The organism is Agrobacterium rubi TR3 = NBRC 13261 (assembly GCF_000739935.1).
Lineage (GTDB): Bacteria > Pseudomonadota > Alphaproteobacteria > Rhizobiales > Rhizobiaceae > Agrobacterium > Agrobacterium rubi.
In genome coordinates this window covers 474,953-491,695 of record NZ_BBJU01000007.1, presented here as the reverse complement: position 1 = coordinate 491,695, position 16,743 = coordinate 474,953, and the positions used below count along the sequence as shown (strand labels likewise).

The window sequence follows — 16,743 nt, the reverse complement described above, 5'->3', positions numbered from 1 at the left end:
GCATCAAACGCCGAGAGACGCCTTGTAGAGCGCGATCTGCTTTTCGCGGCCCAGCTGGTCGGTGACCTTTTCCCAGGCAGCGGCGATAGCGTCTGCCCCTTCCTGGGCCGAGGCTTGTCCGGCAAACACCTTGGCGAGCTCGTCTTCGGCCACGCTATAATACTGGAAGATGCCCGGTATACGTGGCTCGATGGCGGCATTGGGATGGTTGTAGGAGTTGGACTGGGAGGCGAGATAGTTCGAGATGAACGCCTCGTCATAGCCAGCCGTGACCCATTCCTTGATGTCGAACTGGCTCTTGCGATAGCACTGGAAGCCGGATGGATAGGCCGCCGTCCACAGCGCAACGTCCTTTCCGCCGAGATGGGCTGCCGCACTCCAGGCCGCCTTTTTCTTCTTCTCGTCACTATCGACGCGCGCCATGACATATACGCCCCAGCCGAGATAGGCCATGTTCGGCGCATAGTTGGGGCCGCTGGCAAGCTTGTCCCATTTGCCGGTCTTGGCATTGTACACATCGTCGGAGCCCGGCAGGATATCGAAACCGATGGTATCACCGATAACAGAGGTATCGCTGGTTCGCGCAGCGGCACCGACGTCACCCCACCACGAGACCATCGATCCGGTGCCAGCCAGAAACTGCTGGAAAGCTGCCGTACCGGGGTCGGCATTGAGCTGGTCGCCAGCTTCCGATGGCAGAGCGTCGATCACGTCCTGAATGGCGCGAACCCAGGCAGGATTGTTGATGCGCGGCTTCATCGTGTCGGTGTCAAACAGCCAGGCCTTGTCATCGGGGTGCTTGGCATAGGCCGTTGCGCGGCTGCCGAGGAAGTAGAAGCCGAAACCACCCCATGCCTTCGGCGAATCGAGATAGCCGATGGCATCGGTGCCAGCAATTTTCTTGCCTTTGAGGAATTTGGTGACTTCCTGCACCTTCTGCCAAGTTCTTGGCACCGCCCAATCGCCTTGATGGCCTTCGTCCTTCCAGGCTTTAGCCAAGTCGGCATCGGCAAAGTAATCGGTACGGTAGTTGAAGTTGTGGCAATCGCCATCGACGGAGACACGGTAGGTCTTGCCATCCCAGGTGCCTACGGGGGCTTTCAGGTAATCGACGTAGTCATCCATGTCGATCTGGGCCTTGACCCAATCCGGCATTTCCGACGCCAATCCCTTGCCGCAGACATCGCCTTCGAAGGGAGCGCCCATTTCGAGCAGGTCGAAATCCACAGTGCCGGTGGCAATGGCTTGCTGGAGGCGCGGATTGTAATCGGCCTGCGCCAAATCGATCCAGGTGATCTTGGCACCGGTGTAATCTTCCCAAGGCTTCAAGAAACCACGGAACAGAACGTTGTGGAGGTTCTGGTTGTTGAGGCCCATGAAGGACAGCTCGACCCCGGCAAACTCGCCCTGTTTGACGCTCTTCTTGGTGGCCTCCAGGCACATCTCACCCACCTTCTGCCAGTCGGCATCGGTTGGCGAGCCCTTGCCGACGCCCGGCACCTGCAAAATCTGGGTGCGCAAGGACGCGTCCTGCGCATAAGCTGCCCCGAATGGCCCAAGCATACTGCCCGCCGCTGCAACGGCACCCAAGCTTGCGCTGGTCTTCAAGATAGCGCGGCGGCTCAGGCCGATCGCCATCATTCTCTCGAAATCACTGACTTTCATGCGGTTCTCCTCCCGTTGATATGGTGTCGTCGCTTTTCTCCTCGCAGCGACAACCAGAAATTCAGTCCAGCCTCAGTCCGCTTTCACCATCGAACAGATGGACCAGCGCAACATTCGGCGTCATGGCAATCGTGCCGCCCGCGGGTTCTTCCACCCGGTCGCGAAACACACCGATGATCTTCTGCTGGCCGATTTTGGCAAAGACCTGCGTTTCCGAGCCGGTCGATTCCACCACCGTGACCTGCGCGTTGACCGTGCCGCCAAGTGTGAAATGCTCGGGCCTTATTCCGTAAAAGGCAGACTTTCCATCAGACCCGGCAGGCGCGCGCGACAGCGGCAGGCGAATGCCGTCATCCGTCTCGAAATATGGGTCTGCGGCGCTGCGAATATGGCCCTTGATGAGGTTCATGGATGGGGAGCCGATGAATCCGGCAACAAAGGTGTTGGCGGGTTTGTCGTAAAGCGTCAGCGGCGAACCGATCTGCTCGACACGACCATCGCGCAGCACGACGATGCGGTCAGCCATGGTCATGGCCTCTACCTGATCATGCGTCACATAGATCATGGTTGTCGCCAGCCGCCGCTGCAATTCCTTGATCTCGGCGCGCATCTGCACGCGCAGCTTGGCATCGAGGTTGGAAAGTGGTTCGTCAAACAGGAAGACTTTGGGATCGCGAACAATGGCACGGCCCATCGCCACACGCTGACGCTGACCGCCGGAAAGCTGGCGGGGATAGCGAGCGAGATACGGCACAAGGTCAAGGATTTCAGCTGCTTTACGCACTCGGGCGTCGATATCGACCTTGGTCTCACCGCGCATTTTCAGCGCAAAGCCCATATTCTCGGCGACTGTCTTGTGCGGGTAAAGCGCGTAGCTCTGGAATACCATCGCGATATCGCGGTCTTTCGGTGGCAGGTCGTTGACCACCTTCCCGTCGATCTGGATATCGCCGAAGGTGATCGGCTCCAGCCCCGCGACCATGCGCAGCAGCGTCGATTTTCCGCAGCCGGACGGACCCACCAGAACGACGAATTCGCCGTCGGGTATTTCAACGGAAACGCCATGGATCACCGTCAGGCTGCCATAGGCCTTTCCGACATTGACGATATTCATCGATGCCAAAAGCGTTTCTCCTCCCACGGCGTCGCGCACTCCTCGCGACATTGCGCCTCCCTTTTCCGTCGGCGGGCGCAGCCAATCGCTGCACCCGCCGAACGTCTTATCCTTGGGAGGACGTCATCCGTTTCGAGAACTTCACACAGATTTTCGGTATTGTAAATTGCGTTATTAAGAAGTTGAAGAATATTTCTCAACGCGCAGAAATTTGACGCTGCGACCACTCGTTTACTCAGTATTTCGGCTGAATTTGGACGGAATATTTGCTCTCAGTGAGAAGAACTTACTCGTGTCGATTGCCGACATTACAAAAATCATATATTCTGTGAAGCAGATATCTGCATTCAGAGGAGGAGATGGCAGTGCTCAAAGGGATCGATCCGGTTATCAATGCGGAACTTCTCCATGCGCTTATGCTGATGGGGCATGGTGACCAATTGGTCCTGTGCGACATCAACCATCCGGCCCAGACCATTGCGAAACACACCAGCTATGGTCGCCTCATCGACGTGTCAGGCTGCGGCCTCGAGCGCGCTGCCGAAGCAATCTTGAAGCTCTTTCCGCTTGATACGTTCGTTGAGGCGCCGGTCAAGCGCATGCAAGTCGTGGGTGACCCGGATGGTCAGGTACCTATCTTTTCAGCGATGCAGACCGTCGTCAATACCGCAGAGGGACGCCCTGTTTTGATCGAGTCGCTGGAACGTTTTGCCTTTTATGAAGCAGCAAAACGTTCATTTGCCATCGTTCGTACATCCGATCCAGGACCTTATGGCTGCTTCATCTTCGGCAAAGGCGTTTGCTAGCGGCAGTATCACCGTCCCGACCGCCGATCAGGCGATTTCGACATGTCTCTGGGCAACGGGTTGCAGAACAGACGGGTCGAACCAGTCCCAGCTGTTTTTCTTGCTGCGCTTCATGCGGTAGAGAGCCTGGTCGGCTGCATGCAAGAGCTCTTCCAGATTACCGGCGTGATGCGGGTAGAGGCTGGCACCGATGGTCGCCCCGACCTCGACGCTTGCTTCGCGCACGCAAAACGGCTTGCGAAACGCGCCAGCAATCCTTTGGCATATTCTCTCTGCCACGCCTTGATCTCTTAAGCCGGGAAGCAGGATGACGAATTCATCCCCGCCCATGCGCACGATCATATCGTTGTGACGCACGGATTGGCGAAGGCGCGCCGCCACCATCTTGAGAATATCGTCGCCAGCCTCATGACCATAATAGTCGTTGATCGGCTTAAAATTATCGAGGTCGACCATCAAAAGCGCCATCATAGGCTGCTGTCGACACGAACCCTTGCCAGACATGAGCTCCCCCCACTTGTCCTTCAGCGCACGTCTGTTGCCAAGACCGGTCAAAGGGTCTTCATAGGCAATGCGTTTCAGTACATTTTCTGACAGCTTCTGCGCAGAAATATCTTCGAATATGGCAATGGCGAGATTGAATTCGTGAAGCACGATGCCCCGATGAAGGGTCTCCACCATCGTTCCGTTGGCGTGCCGGACTCTGGTTTCAAACTCCTTTATCTCGGTCGTTCCGTGCGTGCCCTTTTTCCAAAGTGTTTCCCAACGGACGCGCGCTTGGTTGCGCTCCGCCTCTTCCGGATAGGTTTCGTCTATCCATTGATCGATGGTGGCGAAATATCCGTTTTGGTAGCCGAAGGTTCTCGTAAAAGCCTTGTTCACGAACCGTATCTGGCCATCAGGAAGCGATGCCCAGGAAATCGGTATAGGCAGCGTATCCAGAATGAACAGAAGATCATCATCCACTCTGGTAGTGCCACTCGCCATACGCGCGAAAATATCTTTCATGTCACTGACCTTGTAAGGATGTTCAAAGGAGAGTTTTCTCTCGCGACGAATATTTGAGAGGCTATCAACCAGCCAGCAGAGACGCCGGACGGTGCCGTTCCAGCAACCAATCGATCAGTGCCGCACTTCTGACAGGCCGGGAAAGCCAGTAACCCTGGATTTCGTCACAACCCATTGCCTGGAGAAGATCGGCTTCCTCCTGGGTCTCTACGCCCTCGGCCACAACCCGATACCCCAGGCTATGAGACAACTCCATCATCGAGCGAACGAGAACCCGCTCACGATTTCCGTTGACCATGTCCGATACGAAAGACCTGTCGATCTTGACGATATCGGCCGGCAGCTTCTGGAGATAGGCAATGCTGCTATATCCGGTCCCGAAATCGTCGATCGCCAGCTGAACGCCCGCCGACTTCAACTGATCGAGCAGGCCGAAAGCGCCTTCGGTCTCTTTCATCATGACGGTTTCCGTCAGTTCCAGCTCGATTTGGTCCGGATCGACTTTGCATGTCGCAAGCTTGTCCATCAGTCTTTCGAAGAAATCGGACTCTTCGAGATTGAGCGCCGAGAGATTGATGGAGAGCTTGAAACGCAGACCACGGGCCCGCCATTGCGACAGATGCGACAGAGCTTCGTCCAGCACCCAATCGGTCAGGCTACGTGCACAGGACGACACTTCGACGACAGGAATGAACTCTGCCGGGGAGATGGGGCCGAGGATCGGATGATCCCACCGCAACAATGCCTCTGCGCTCAAGACTTCGCCGGTTTCCACATCCATACGCGGCTGGAAAACGAGAGACAACTGATCGTCGGCAGCCAGAGCCGCACGGAAATCCTGCAAAATTCTGTAGTTGCGACGGTGACGCAAATCCATAGCTGGCGAAAACAAACCGATCTTGGTCGCGCTATCGCGCGCATCCTGCGCCGCGCTCTGCATGAAGCGAAGCACGTCTTCGGGCTGAACGTCCTGCGGCTGAAATGAAACAATGCCAATCGATGGCGTCATCGACATCTGAAAAGCATTGTCTGCTTCTAGTTCGTGCAGCTTCTGTTCCAGAAGGATTTCATAATCAGCAACATGCACGCCTTGTTCGGCAAAGAAAGCAAACTGCGTCGGCCCAACGTGATAGGGCACGTCATCCGGCCCGACATGCTCTCTCAATATATTCGCAGCAGCCTGAATCGACGTATCGAAATAGGATGGGCCGAGAACGCGTGAAAGGTGTTCGAACTGCTCGGTTTGCGCCAAGTCCAACAGACAGATGACACGCTCGCTACGATCACCGCGCAGCTTCATATCCGAGAGATCGCTCAGCAACTGGAACCGGTTCGGCAGGCCACTTGTAGGCTCAATGCGGCCCAATGCGTGGGTTAGTTCCACCTGATCCATGACCATCGCGGCAAGATCGACCAGTGTCGCCATTTCGGCGGGTGTTACTTCGCGCGGTTCCGTTCCCAGAACGCACAAGGCACCCAGACCGAAGCCTTCTGCGGTCAGCAGCGGCGCGCCTGCGTAAAAACGGATACCGGCATTGCCGAGCGTGCTGTCAATGAAACATTCGTCCTGCTGAAAATCATTGATAACGAATGGTTTCCTGCTTTCAGCGACCTCTGCGCAAGGCGCTTTGTAACGTGGAATTTCGTTGTGTTCGACACCGACTTTGGACTTGAACCACTGGCGATGCGTGTCGGTCAGCGAAACGGCGGCAATCGGGAGCCCGAAAATGTTCGCTGCAAGCCGCGTGATCCGGTCAAAATTTTCGCTGGGGAGTGTGTCGAGGAGGCGTAAGTCTTTAAGACTGGCAAGTCTGGCAATTTCGTCGTGCATTCGTGTTGTCCATGGCAACGCCATCGTGCAGGCCTGCACGTCCGCGGCACCCGAAAGAGTGTTCGATTCATCTTTAATGCAGCGGTGTCAAAGGCCTATCGCCCGTTTTGGGCGCGGTAATGTGGACCTGACAGTCTTAAGGCATCATGCCTGAGCTTATTACGAAAAGTGCGTATTGCCATTGTTTTACGTGACAATAATTGAACCAGATATAAATCGTTCCGCAGTAGTTTTGATCATAGTTACGAAAACGGTAACCAAACGACGAGCCTTGTCGCTAACTTGTACTCAAGCGGGGTAACCCCCTACCGCACCGGCGCTCAGCTTAGCTCAAAATGAAGTTTTTAGGTCCGTTATATCTATTCAATTTCAATATCTTAGATGTTATTCAAACGTGCGATAATTCTATACTTAATGATGCCTTCGTCCTCGCAAGTGCGCCTCCAGAAAAACGCAAAAAACATTCTCCAAAACCGCATCGTTTATCGATTTTGTGACAACGCGACTACGGTGCCGGTAATGCCACAGATTGCCTCGACATTTTAGAAAGGGAAGGACATGAGCGGCAAAAAGAAACCGTGTGAAGGAGATCACACGGTTTCACTTTGGCACGCAACATCTCGACTTATGCGACTTCGGGAAGGCCGCTCAGAAGCTTGTCGAGAGTGATGGGATAGTCTCTGACGCGGATACCGGTGGCGTTGTAGATTGCGTTTGCAACTGCCGCAGACACGCCGCACAGACCCAGTTCTCCAACCCCCTTCGCCTTCATTGGCGAAGACATGGGGTCGGTCTCATCGAGGAAAACGACCTCCTGGGCTGGAATGTCGGCATGAACTGGAACTTCATATCCGGCCAGATCGTGGTTGACGAAGAAACCGCGTTTCGTATCGACGGCAAGTTCTTCCGACAATGCGCCGCCAGCACCCATAGTCATTGCGCCGATCACCTGACTGCGGGCCGTGATCGGGTTGAGGATACGCCCGGCTGCGCAGACAGCCAGCATGCGGCGAATGCGGGTTTCGCCCGTGGCGATATCAACGCCGACCTCCACGAAATGAGCCCCGAAGGTTGACTGCTGGTGCGTTTCCGTCAGATCGCCCCACTCCATCTTATCCTCACCGAGAAGGCCTTCAGACCCCGCGGCTTGTGCAAGTGGAACGGTGCGGTTGCCAGAGGTCACGGCACCGTCTTCGAACACCGCGTCTTCCGAATTGAAGCCGAGTTTCTTGGCGATCTCTTCCCGCAGTTTGACGCAGGCGGCATAGACCCCTGACGTCGAAGAGTTGGCGCCGAACTGACCGCCAGAACCGGCCGAGACCGGAAAGTTGGAATCGCCAAGCTTTACATCGACTTGGTCGACAGTCACGCCCATCATTTCGGCGGCGGTCTGAGCGATGATCGTGTAGCTACCGGTTCCGATGTCGGTCATGTCGGTCTCGACGGTCACCTTGCCCGTGCTGTCGAGCTTCACACGGGCACCGGAGGGTACCACGAGGTTATCGCGAAAAGCAGCCGCGACGCCCATACCAACCAGCCATTTTCCATCGCGTCGCGTAGCGACGTCTGGACGGTTGCTCCAGCCGAAGCGTTCCTTGCCGAGTTTGAGGCAGCCGATGAGGTCCCTGTGCGAAAAAGGACGCTCAGGCTTTTCAGGGTCAACCTGCGTATCGTTGATAATGCGAAATTCGATCGGGTCGAGACCAGCCTTTTCCGCAATCTCGTCAATCGCGATTTCGAGAGCCATCAGGCCCGGCGCTTCGCCGGGTGCACGCATGGCGTTGCCTTCCGGCAGGTTCAGCGTGGCGAGCCGCATGGCGGTCATGCGGTTCTTGCCCGCATAAAGCAGACGCGTCTGATTGACCGCCACTTCGAGCTGACCGTCCGGCTGGTCGCCCGACCAGCTTTCATGCCCAATGGCCGTGATCTTGCCATCCGTGTCGGCACCGATGCGGATGCGCTGAATGGTAGCTGGTCTGTGCGTTCCATTGTTGATGATGAAGGGACGCGGGAGGGCGACCTTTACCGCGCATTTCGCTTCCTTAGCGCCAAGCGATGCAAGAACGGCATCTACACGCAGGAACAGCTTGCCGCCAAAGCCACCGCCGATATAGGGCGACCGCAGTTGAATATCCTCCTTTTCGATACCCAGCGTGGTCGCAAGGTCCGTGCGCCACCAGTCGATCATCTGGCTCGAAGACCAAACGGACAGCTTGCCATCTTCCCATGACGCGATGGATGCATGCGGCTCCATCATGGCATGGGACTGGTCGGGCGTCGTATAGGACTGATCGAGAGTCACAGGTGCTGCACGGAAGGCAGCATCAAAGTCGCCGACCGCGGTATCGGGCTTCTGCTTCTCATCCGGCTTTTTCGCTGCATCCTTTTCGGCATGAAGATCGAACGCGCCCTTTTCCTCAGCGTATTCGACTTTGACGAGAGAGGCCGCCGCGCGTGCCTGCTCGAACGTTTCAGCCACGACAACGGCAATCGCCTGGTGATAATGCTGGATTTCATCGCCGCCAAACAGGTTGGCCGTGTTGTACTCACCCTTTTCAAGCTTGCCGACATCAAGCGTTGTCACCACAGCCAGCACACCGGGTGCGGCTTTGGCGGCGTCCACATCCATGGACTTGATGCGCCCCTTGGCGATTGCCGATCCAACGGGATAGCCATAGGCATAACGCAGGGCGGGATCGTGCCACTCATAGGCATAGGTCGCCTGCCCCGTGGTCTTCAACTGACCATCGACGCGATGGATTGGCTTGCCGACGACTTTGAGGCGATCGATGGGATTGGTGGTTGCTGGTGTATCGAACTTCATGGCTCAACCCCTTGCTTCGGAAAGGACGGCGCCGAGCGTGCGTTCGACGAGATCGATTTTATAGCGGTTCTGTTCGGTGGGACGCGCACCTGCAAGGATTGCACGGGCGGTTGCGCGTGCACCGTTGGGCAACTCACGCTCGGCCGCTTCGACGCGCCAGGGCTTATGAGCCACACCGCCGACAGCAACCTGGCCGGTTCCATCTTCGTGAATCACGGCGCCCACAGAAATGAGGGCGAAGGCATAGGACGCTCTGTCTCTGACCTTGCGGTATATCTGCTTTCCGCCGACAGGCGCGGGAAGAACCACGGACGTGATGAACTCACCCGGCTCAAGTGTCGTCTCGATATGCGGCGTGTCACCAGGCAGACGGTGGAGATCTTCTATAGGGATAGCGCGTTTGGTACCGTCAGCTTTCACAGTTTCTACTGTCGCGTCTAGCGCCCGCATGGCGATTGCCATATCGCTCGGATGTGTGGCGATGCAGGCGTCGCTGACGCCCACCACCGCATGCTGGCGGCTGAAGCCACCGACGGCGGAACAGCCGCTTCCGGGGTTGCGCTTGTTGCAGGGTTGGTTGGGATCGTAAAAATAAGGACAGCGGGTGCGCTGCAAAAGATTACCAGCAGTCGTTGCCTTGTTGCGAAGTTGACCCGACGCGCCAGCAACGAGCGCGCGTGACACGAGCCCATAATCTCGACGGACGACCTCGTGCGACGCAAGCTCGGTGTTGCGCACCATGGCACCAATGCGCAAGCCGCCTTCAGGCGTCGCTTCGATCTCATCGAGACCCAGTCCATTCACATCGATCAAATGCGTCGGCGCTTCGATCTCGAGTTTCATGAGATCCAGCAAATTGGTACCGCCCGCGATGAATTTGGCGTCTGGGTTGGAGCCAGCAGATTTTGCTGCATCTTCGATCGACGTGGCGCGTTCGTAGGTGAAGGCCTTCATGCTCTGACACCTCCCACTTCCGAAATGGCATCGATGATGTTGGCATAGGCTCCGCATCGACAGATGTTGCCGCTCATACGCTCGCGCACCTCATCGGCGGTCAATTGAACCTGAGTGTTGAGATCACCTGTGACGTGGCTGGGGATATTTGCTTTGATCTCCTCAAGCACCGCCACGGAGGAACAGATTTGCCCAGGCGTGCAATATCCGCACTGGAAGCCATCATGCTTGATGAAGGCAGACTGCATGGGGTGGAGATTGCCGGGTTGGCCAAGGCCTTCGATCGTCGTGACGTCATCACCTTCATGCATAACGGCCAGCGAAAGACAGGAATTAATCCGTCGTCCGTCGACCATCACCGTGCAGGCGCCGCACTGGCCATGGTCACAGCCTTTTTTCGTGCCGTTCAGGTGGAGGTTTTCACGCAAAGCATCAAGCAATGTCGTTCGGTTATCCACGTCAAGCACGTGGGTCTCACCATTCACAGTGAGGTTAACTTGAGAAGAATGGTTCATTCGGCTCCCCGGAATATGCGCCACCGCGCTTCCGGCGACACCCGCGGCCGCGCTCACCGCGACCGTTGGGATAAGTCAATTCAACCGAGAAAGTTCCGCTCAAATTCAATCCTGACGACTAAAGAATAAGCCACTGCTAATCTTTTGACGCGCCCTTTGTTGTGATCATCTGTAGACACATCGTACTGGCGTTGCTGACGACCGCATGCTGGTAACCAATTATTGAATCTACAAATCTTTCTGAGACTTACGATACATCTGCGCCCTTGTGCATGACGCTTATGCGCGTACAATCTAGGCGCTAAAAGGATGGCCTTTGAACACAATGCTCGCCGCTATAGTCATACCCTTCATTCTTGCTGGCGGCGGCGACGTAGGTCGAACGGCTGTGGTTTTGCCATTGCTATCACAATCGCCTTCTGTCCAACTCGTCCAGCTGAATGCGCCGCGTGAGGCAGTCGCCGACTTCAATGCACTGAGATGTAAGGGGATCGGCGACCTGTCTTCGCCGAATAAACCCGTCTTCACCGAAAGAGGGAACGGTGAATGGGAATGCACCTATTTGCAGGAGTATCCTGAAACGGGCCATACACCTTCCGTGTTTCTGCAGATCAGAGGTGTCGAAGCCGGGGTTTGGAGCAGTTTCAGATTGAAGCTGAACTTTGGCTCTCTTCTGTCGCGTCAGGTGCTGGGTACGCGGGCTGCCAATCTGGTCTATGCGCTGATTGGCAATGACACGCCCATGCGAGAATTGGACATCACTCTGGCCGCCGGTCGGGAATTCGAAATCGCGTTCGGTGGAATAACCTTGAAGTACCGACAGGAACGAATGGACCAGACGCGCTTTAACGTGTTCGGGACGCAAAAAGGTCGGGTACCGGATACTGCCCCGCCCGCGCCTGAGTGAACGCAAGACTGGAGATGATGATGAGCACTGCGACTGATAACGGCCATGGGCATGCAGACCCGCTTGCTGTGGCTGAAAGCTGGAGGAAAAGCGGACGTGATGTCGCTATAGCAACCGTCATCGAAACCTGGGGATCGGCACCGAGACCAGTCGGGAGCCATCTCGTTATCGATGCGGACGGCAATTTTGAAGGGTCGGTGTCAGGCGGCTGCGTCGAGGGGGCGGTCATTGCTGCGGCAATCGATGTCATTGGCAACGGAAAGTCCGAAATGCTGGAATTCGGCGTGGCGGATGAGACTGCATGGGCGGTCGGCCTGTCCTGCGGCGGGCGTATCCGCGTCTATGTCGAAAGAGTGCACTGATGGATTTCGCCAATCTCAAGACGCTGAACCGTTACCGCCTTGATCGCATCGCCGCAGTAACGGTTACCGATATGAACACAGGCGTCAGCCATGTCGCAACAGACAGCCAGTCCTTCAAGGGTACTCTCGGTGAAGCCGTTGCAGCAGCACTTCGATCCGGAAAATCCGGCAGCGTCACCATTGAAGACACCACTTACTTCGTCAATGCCTACCTCCCCGCCCCGCGCATCATCATCATCGGCGCAGTGCATATCACGCAAACACTGGCGCAGATGGCACAGCTGACTGGGTTTGATGTCAGCATCATCGATCCGCGCACGGCTTTTGCCACGACGGAACGCTTTGGGCAGGTCGACCTCATCGCGGATTGGCCGGAAGACGTGTTGAAGACCCGCCCACTGGATGCGCATACCGCACTGGTCGCCGTCACACATGACCCGAAAATCGACGATTTTCCGCTCGCTGATGCGCTGCGAACCGGATGCTTTTATGTGGGCGCGCTGGGTAGCCGCAAAACCCATCGAGCCAGGGTGGAACGGTTGGTGGATCAGGGGCTGACGGAGGCGGAGATCGCTCGCATCCACGCGCCTATCGGGCTTGATATCGGCGCGGCAAGTCCCGCTGAAATCGCAGTCGCCATTCTGGCGGAAATCATCAGCGCTTTGCGCTCCGGCAATGCCACACTATCGAAGCGGGACGATTAGGCCACCAACAAGCACGCCGCCCGCTGCCTCAATTGCATCAGGCGTATCGACATCCGTCTGGGCCGCCGACCCGACATCGATATTGATGATGGGCAGGCCAGAGGTTTCGATCAGATGGCGCGCACCCACATCGCCCTCTAGACGCAAGACGGCATCATGCAACGAGCGCGGCAGGATGACGGGATTTCCCGGCTTGCCTTGTGAAACGGCCCGCACGATTGCGGTGGCTCCCGATGCCGCGAAAGCATCGATCATCTGATCGAGATGCGTGCTTGTCAGACCCGGCATATCGGCCAGCATGACCATGATGCCCTCGGCATTGCGCGCTTCGTTCGTCGCAAACCCGGTCGCAAGTGAACTCGCCATGCCCGATGCGTAATCCGGATTGACGACTGTCGAAAGCTCAAGGCCAGACAGGACAGCTTGTAATTCGTCCTTTCGATGACCCAGGACCACCGTGACCGAAGACGCCTTGCTGCCCACCGCCACGGCCGCAGTACGGCGCAGAAGGGGAACACCGTCGAATTCGGACAGAAGTTTGTGAAAGCCGCTGTTTCCCATGCGGCTCGACATGCCCGCTGCGAGAAGAACGATTGCGATAGACATCTGGCCTTGCCTTTCTGAAACCGTATCCCGCGGCATAGGTCGCGAGCGAATTTCTTTCAACAAGCCGCCGACACCCATATTTGCAATATCATATCCATCCGGTTTTTCACCGGCCAGAATGCGCTCCAGAATCCAGTCGAACCCGTTTTCCATCGGGCTACGCGCGCATCCGGGTGCACCGACGACATAGGTGTCACCGATAAGCCCCAGAACCAGAAGGTTTCCCGGATCGACAGGCATGCCCACCCGCAAGACGGTGCCACCCGCCTCGCGGATGGCCTGCGGAATGACATCGCCCTCGTCTATGACCGCCGATGCCCCGAAGACGACAATCAGTTTCGGGGCTTCTTCGGGCAAGGCCGAGACCTCTCGAAGTGTTTGGGACAGTGCTTTCGTGTCATGCGCGTTGCGCATTTCCCGCTGCAAGGAATTGCCGCAAACGGCCAGCCGCCGAGATAAAATGCGGGCTGTTTTGTCCATGACGGACGGCTTCAGGCGCGGTAGTTCAGTGGCAATGAGGTTGACGGCAAACCGTTGGAACGGGCGCACGGCAAATGCCGCGCCGGCCTGCATCACCTTGGATGCCGCTTCGACTATCGACTGCGAAACGGCAAGGGGGATGATCTTGAATGTGCCGACCATGTCGCCAGCACTGACGCGGGTACGATCGGCCAGACAGGCGAAGGTGATCGCGGGGTCGATGCCATTGAAACGGTCGATGGTGGCCCTATCCGCGACGAACAGCCCTTTGACAGTGGCGTAGACATTGACGCGCCCGGTTTTCGCTTCGGAAAATCGCAGATGGTCTGCCGTCACGGATCGCGCCAGCATCCGCGCCGCCTCGTCTTCACCGACATCGTCGCTTTCCAGCAGAGCCGCCGTGACGGACGTCAGACCGGCAGCTCTTATGCCGGATATATCCGATGGTTGGAGGACGTGTCCCTTCGAGAGCTCGGCGTCCTTGAGCCTGAGAGAATGGGCGAGCGAAAGACCCGTAGCATCATCAATGGGAAATTGCCCGAACTTCATCTGTACCGCTCCCAGGGCGCGGCACGACCGCGCATCGTTTCAAGACATGCAAACGCCATGCATCCTTATTCGATGCATGGCGCTCGATGCTCAAGGCAGCTTTACTTGACGAGAGCACTCAGAGGAACGGGTTCAGATATCGTCCAGTTGCCGACAACACCCGGTTTTCCGTTTTTTGTTTCGACAATCAGATAACGCGCCTTGTTCTGGTGGTGCAGTTCCGCCGTGAAGGTGCGTGGTCCGAACAGCGTCGGTTCATCCTTCATCTTTTCGAGTTCAGCCACGACAGCGTCCGCTTCGGTGGTTCCTGCCCGCTCTACGGCCTTTGCCCAGACATCGATCATGGAATAGCCGGGATAAACATATTGGCTGGATGGATCGGAGCCGGTCTTCTTTTTGTAGGCGGCATTGAACGTCTGAACAGCCGGGTTCGGGTCGTCGCCATAGATGGAGCCTTGAACCGGTGTGAAGAAGTTGGACAGGTCCGGCACCGCCGACAGCCAGTAGCTTCCATCAACGCCGGAACCGTTGAGGATCATTGAGTTGATACCGGCGGCCCGGATCTGCTTGATGGCCGATACGGCTCCCGGCATCATCGTGCACAGCATGATGGCATCGGGTTCCTGCGGCAACGCCTTGATGCGGCTGATCTGCGCGGCAATCGAAGCATCCTCGTTCTTGAACGTGTCCTTGCCCACGAGCTTTGCGCCCTTGGCTTCGAGCTTGGGCATCATCCAGTCGAAACCGTCGCAAATGCCCTTATTGTATTCGGTCCAGGTGTCGAGCAGGCGGTAATAGGTCTTGGCTTTCTTTTCGTTGAAAGCCCATTCCGCCATCGTTGCACCCTGCACGGCAGCCAGAACCGAAGCGGAGAAACTGTGTGGGCCGACGCCCTGGATGCCCGCCTTTACCGACTCTGCGCAAAGGAAGAACGAGACAAGTCCCGCATCTTCAGCCGCTAGCGCCGCTGGTGCACCGAAGTCGTAGTCGCATGACACGACGACGAGGTCGGCGCCCTTGTCGATGACCGAAAGACCGGCTTTGGCACCTTCTGCCCGGTCGGATTTCGTATCGGCACTGACGACCTCGATCTTCTTGCCGAGCAGGCCACCCGCCGCATTGATCTCGTCGATGCGGATCATCGCCGCATCCTGCGCCGGTTTGTCATAGGCTTCCATGAAGCCGGAAGCGCCGGTCGCAAAGCCAACCACGATTTTGTCGTCGTCCGCCCATGCCGGTAAGGTGGTCATGGCAGTCGCCAGAACCGCAGAAAGCATTCTCGTCATATACGCCATGTCGTTCTCCTTTATTGCCGTGCGGTTTCCTCTCCGCCGGCTATTTGTTGTGACTGCGACGAAACAAGGTAATCTCGCGGTTGCCGATCAACCCGGCAGGACGAAGCGCGAGGATCACGATCATAATGACACCGAGGGCGATCTCCTGAAGCCCCTTGGGAAGGGCAAAGGTGACAGTGCCAACGGGGACACCGGCCTCAAGCATGCGGAGTGCCTGAATGAGGGTAGAGAGCAGAACCACGCCGATCACAGCGCCGGACAGGCTGTTCATGCCGCCGACGACAAGCATGGACAGCGTGATGAAGGTCAGGCCGAGATAGAACGTATCGGGCGTCACTACGCCGATGGAATGCGCCATCAACGCGCCGCCCAGTCCCATGACGGCACCGGAAATTGTGAAGGCGACGAGACGCTCTTTGGGAATATCTACACCGGATGCCGCAGCAGCCGTCGGTTCGTCACGCGCGGCCCGCAGTGCAAGGCCTGAACGGGAAATGGCGTGCGCCCAGGCGATGAAGACAGCGATGACGGCGGCGATGACATAGGGCCAGATGGTTCTGACGATGGGGATGCCGACCACCGAGGATGTCGCGCCGGTCACATCCTCCCAGTTGGAATAGACCGTATTGATCATCGCCAGCACGGCAAAGGTCGCAATCGAAGCTGCGATGCCGGAAAGCCGCATCAGCACCTTGCCGAAGACGAGCGCCACGACACCCGCAAAGAGCGCTGCCAATATGGCCGATTCCCAATAGGGCAATCGCGTATCCAGCAACCATTGTGGCAGGCCCGGAAGCGCGCTTTTCTTCATGATCGGGTTGATGGTGAGCCATGCAGCGGCATAGGCACCAAGGCAGGTAAAGCCGATATGCCCGAAGCTCAAGACACCAGAATTACCGATAAAGATGTAGAGACCGACAACCAGCGTGACACGCACGAAGACGTCGATGACGGCCTGATTAAAAGGCTTCGACCCGGTCATCACCGTGAGCACCGCGATCGCCAGAAGCAGCAGCGACAACAGGATCGGCGTCATGATGGTGCGGCGCGCCAATGAGAAAGGGGCGGGTTTCTTTGGAGACGCCAGCTCGATGGGGAGGTCTGGCATGGTTGCGATGGTCAT

14 protein-coding genes are annotated in these 16,743 nt (G+C 57.0%); 4 read left to right on the top strand and 10 right to left on the bottom strand.

Features of this window, described 5'->3' with window-relative positions; translation table 11 throughout:
* Window positions 1–3 precede the first annotated feature (3 nt).
* Both RRU01S_RS06745 and RRU01S_RS06740 read right to left on the bottom strand, forming a co-directional pair.
* Entirely contained in the window at window positions 4–1,665 is a 1,662-nt protein-coding gene (locus RRU01S_RS06745; RefSeq protein WP_045229438.1) for a type 2 periplasmic-binding domain-containing protein, read from the bottom strand.
* A 61-nt stretch (window positions 1,666–1,726) separates the two neighbouring features.
* Window positions 1,727–2,788 (bottom strand): ABC transporter ATP-binding protein, encoded by a 1,062-nt coding sequence (locus RRU01S_RS06740; protein WP_045229666.1) that lies wholly within the window; start codon window positions 2,786–2,788, stop codon window positions 1,727–1,729.
* 350 nt (window positions 2,789–3,138) lie between these two features.
* On the opposite strand from RRU01S_RS06740, the gene RRU01S_RS06735 reads away from it, so the two are divergent.
* A complete protein-coding gene (locus RRU01S_RS06735; protein WP_178119207.1) occupies window positions 3,139–3,585 on the top strand; it encodes an RbsD/FucU family protein in 447 nt (148 codons plus the stop codon).
* A gap of 27 nt (window positions 3,586–3,612) precedes the next feature.
* Here RRU01S_RS06735 and RRU01S_RS06730 read toward each other — a convergent pair whose 3' ends face one another.
* The 5 genes from RRU01S_RS06730 to paoA all read right to left on the bottom strand — a co-directional run bounded on the left by RRU01S_RS06730 (window position 3,613) and on the right by paoA (window position 10,789).
* Window positions 3,613–4,593, bottom strand: a complete 981-nt coding sequence (locus tag RRU01S_RS06730) for a GGDEF domain-containing protein (RefSeq protein WP_052815994.1) — start codon at window positions 4,591–4,593, stop codon at window positions 3,613–3,615.
* 64 nt (window positions 4,594–4,657) lie between these two features.
* Window positions 4,658–6,424: a sensor domain-containing phosphodiesterase gene (locus RRU01S_RS06725; protein ID WP_045229437.1), complete on the bottom strand. Its 1,767-nt coding sequence runs from the start codon at window positions 6,422–6,424 to the stop codon at window positions 4,658–4,660.
* A gap of 625 nt (window positions 6,425–7,049) precedes the next feature.
* On the bottom strand, window positions 7,050–9,248 hold the full coding sequence (gene paoC / locus RRU01S_RS06720) for an aldehyde oxidoreductase molybdenum-binding subunit PaoC (RefSeq protein WP_045229436.1): 2,199 nt from the start codon (window positions 9,246–9,248) through the stop codon (window positions 7,050–7,052).
* Window positions 9,249–9,251: 3 nt separating this feature from the next.
* On the bottom strand, window positions 9,252–10,202 hold the full coding sequence (locus RRU01S_RS06715) for an FAD binding domain-containing protein (protein ID WP_045229435.1): 951 nt from the start codon (window positions 10,200–10,202) through the stop codon (window positions 9,252–9,254).
* Complete coding sequence (paoA, locus tag RRU01S_RS06710; protein WP_108722571.1) at window positions 10,199–10,789, bottom strand: aldehyde dehydrogenase iron-sulfur subunit PaoA; 591 nt, start codon at window positions 10,787–10,789, stop codon at window positions 10,199–10,201. Before paoA ends, RRU01S_RS06715 begins: the two co-directional genes overlap by 4 nt.
* Before the next feature lie 253 nt (window positions 10,790–11,042).
* Between paoA and RRU01S_RS06705 the strand changes: the two genes are divergently transcribed.
* Genes RRU01S_RS06705 through RRU01S_RS06695 form a run of 3 tightly spaced genes read left to right on the top strand, consistent with a single transcriptional unit; the run spans window position 11,043 to window position 12,690 of the window.
* A complete protein-coding gene (locus RRU01S_RS06705; protein WP_045229434.1) occupies window positions 11,043–11,624 on the top strand; it encodes a DUF6030 family protein in 582 nt (193 codons plus the stop codon).
* Window positions 11,625–11,644: 20 nt separating this feature from the next.
* Window positions 11,645–11,986 carry an XdhC family protein gene (locus tag RRU01S_RS06700; RefSeq protein ID WP_108722578.1) on the top strand — a complete coding sequence of 114 codons (342 nt, stop codon included), beginning with the start codon at window positions 11,645–11,647 and terminating at the stop codon, window positions 11,984–11,986.
* Complete coding sequence (locus RRU01S_RS06695) at window positions 11,986–12,690, top strand: XdhC family protein (protein ID WP_045229432.1); 705 nt, start codon at window positions 11,986–11,988, stop codon at window positions 12,688–12,690. The genes RRU01S_RS06700 and RRU01S_RS06695 overlap by 1 nt, the downstream gene beginning before the upstream one ends.
* On the opposite strand, the gene RRU01S_RS06690 is transcribed toward RRU01S_RS06695, so the two are convergent.
* From RRU01S_RS06690 to RRU01S_RS06680, 3 genes are all read right to left on the bottom strand, one after another.
* Entirely contained in the window at window positions 12,670–14,325 is a 1,656-nt protein-coding gene (locus RRU01S_RS06690) for an NTP transferase domain-containing protein (RefSeq protein WP_045229431.1), read from the bottom strand. The two genes, RRU01S_RS06695 and RRU01S_RS06690, sit on opposite strands and share 21 nt — an antisense overlap.
* A 101-nt stretch (window positions 14,326–14,426) precedes the next feature.
* Window positions 14,427–15,620, bottom strand: a complete 1,194-nt coding sequence (locus RRU01S_RS06685) for an ABC transporter substrate-binding protein (RefSeq protein ID WP_081880010.1) — start codon at window positions 15,618–15,620, stop codon at window positions 14,427–14,429.
* A 40-nt stretch (window positions 15,621–15,660) separates the two neighbouring features.
* A complete protein-coding gene (locus RRU01S_RS06680; RefSeq protein WP_081880009.1) occupies window positions 15,661–16,743 on the bottom strand; it encodes a branched-chain amino acid ABC transporter permease in 1,083 nt (360 codons plus the stop codon).

Coding starts and splice junctions, on each gene's coding strand:
- RRU01S_RS06730 (WP_052815994.1), bottom strand. CDS start 4,593: ATGAAAGATATTTTCGCGCGTATGGCGAGTGGCACTACCAGAGTGGAT.
- RRU01S_RS06690 (WP_045229431.1), bottom strand. CDS start 14,325: ATGAAGTTCGGGCAATTTCCCATTGATGATGCTACGGGTCTTTCGCTC.
- RRU01S_RS06715 (WP_045229435.1), bottom strand. CDS start 10,202: ATGAAGGCCTTCACCTACGAACGCGCCACGTCGATCGAAGATGCAGCA.
- RRU01S_RS06735 (WP_178119207.1), top strand. CDS start 3,139: ATGGCAGTGCTCAAAGGGATCGATCCGGTTATCAATGCGGAACTTCTC.
- paoC (WP_045229436.1), bottom strand. CDS start 9,248: ATGAAGTTCGATACACCAGCAACCACCAATCCCATCGATCGCCTCAAA.
- RRU01S_RS06725 (WP_045229437.1), bottom strand. CDS start 6,424: ATGCACGACGAAATTGCCAGACTTGCCAGTCTTAAAGACTTACGCCTC.
- RRU01S_RS06680 (WP_081880009.1), bottom strand. CDS start 16,743: ATGACCATCGCAACCATGCCAGACCTCCCCATCGAGCTGGCGTCTCCA.
- RRU01S_RS06745 (WP_045229438.1), bottom strand. CDS start 1,665: ATGAAAGTCAGTGATTTCGAGAGAATGATGGCGATCGGCCTGAGCCGC.
- RRU01S_RS06705 (WP_045229434.1), top strand. CDS start 11,043: ATGCTCGCCGCTATAGTCATACCCTTCATTCTTGCTGGCGGCGGCGAC.
- RRU01S_RS06695 (WP_045229432.1), top strand. CDS start 11,986: ATGGATTTCGCCAATCTCAAGACGCTGAACCGTTACCGCCTTGATCGC.
- RRU01S_RS06700 (WP_108722578.1), top strand. CDS start 11,645: ATGAGCACTGCGACTGATAACGGCCATGGGCATGCAGACCCGCTTGCT.
- RRU01S_RS06685 (WP_081880010.1), bottom strand. CDS start 15,620: ATGGCGTATATGACGAGAATGCTTTCTGCGGTTCTGGCGACTGCCATG.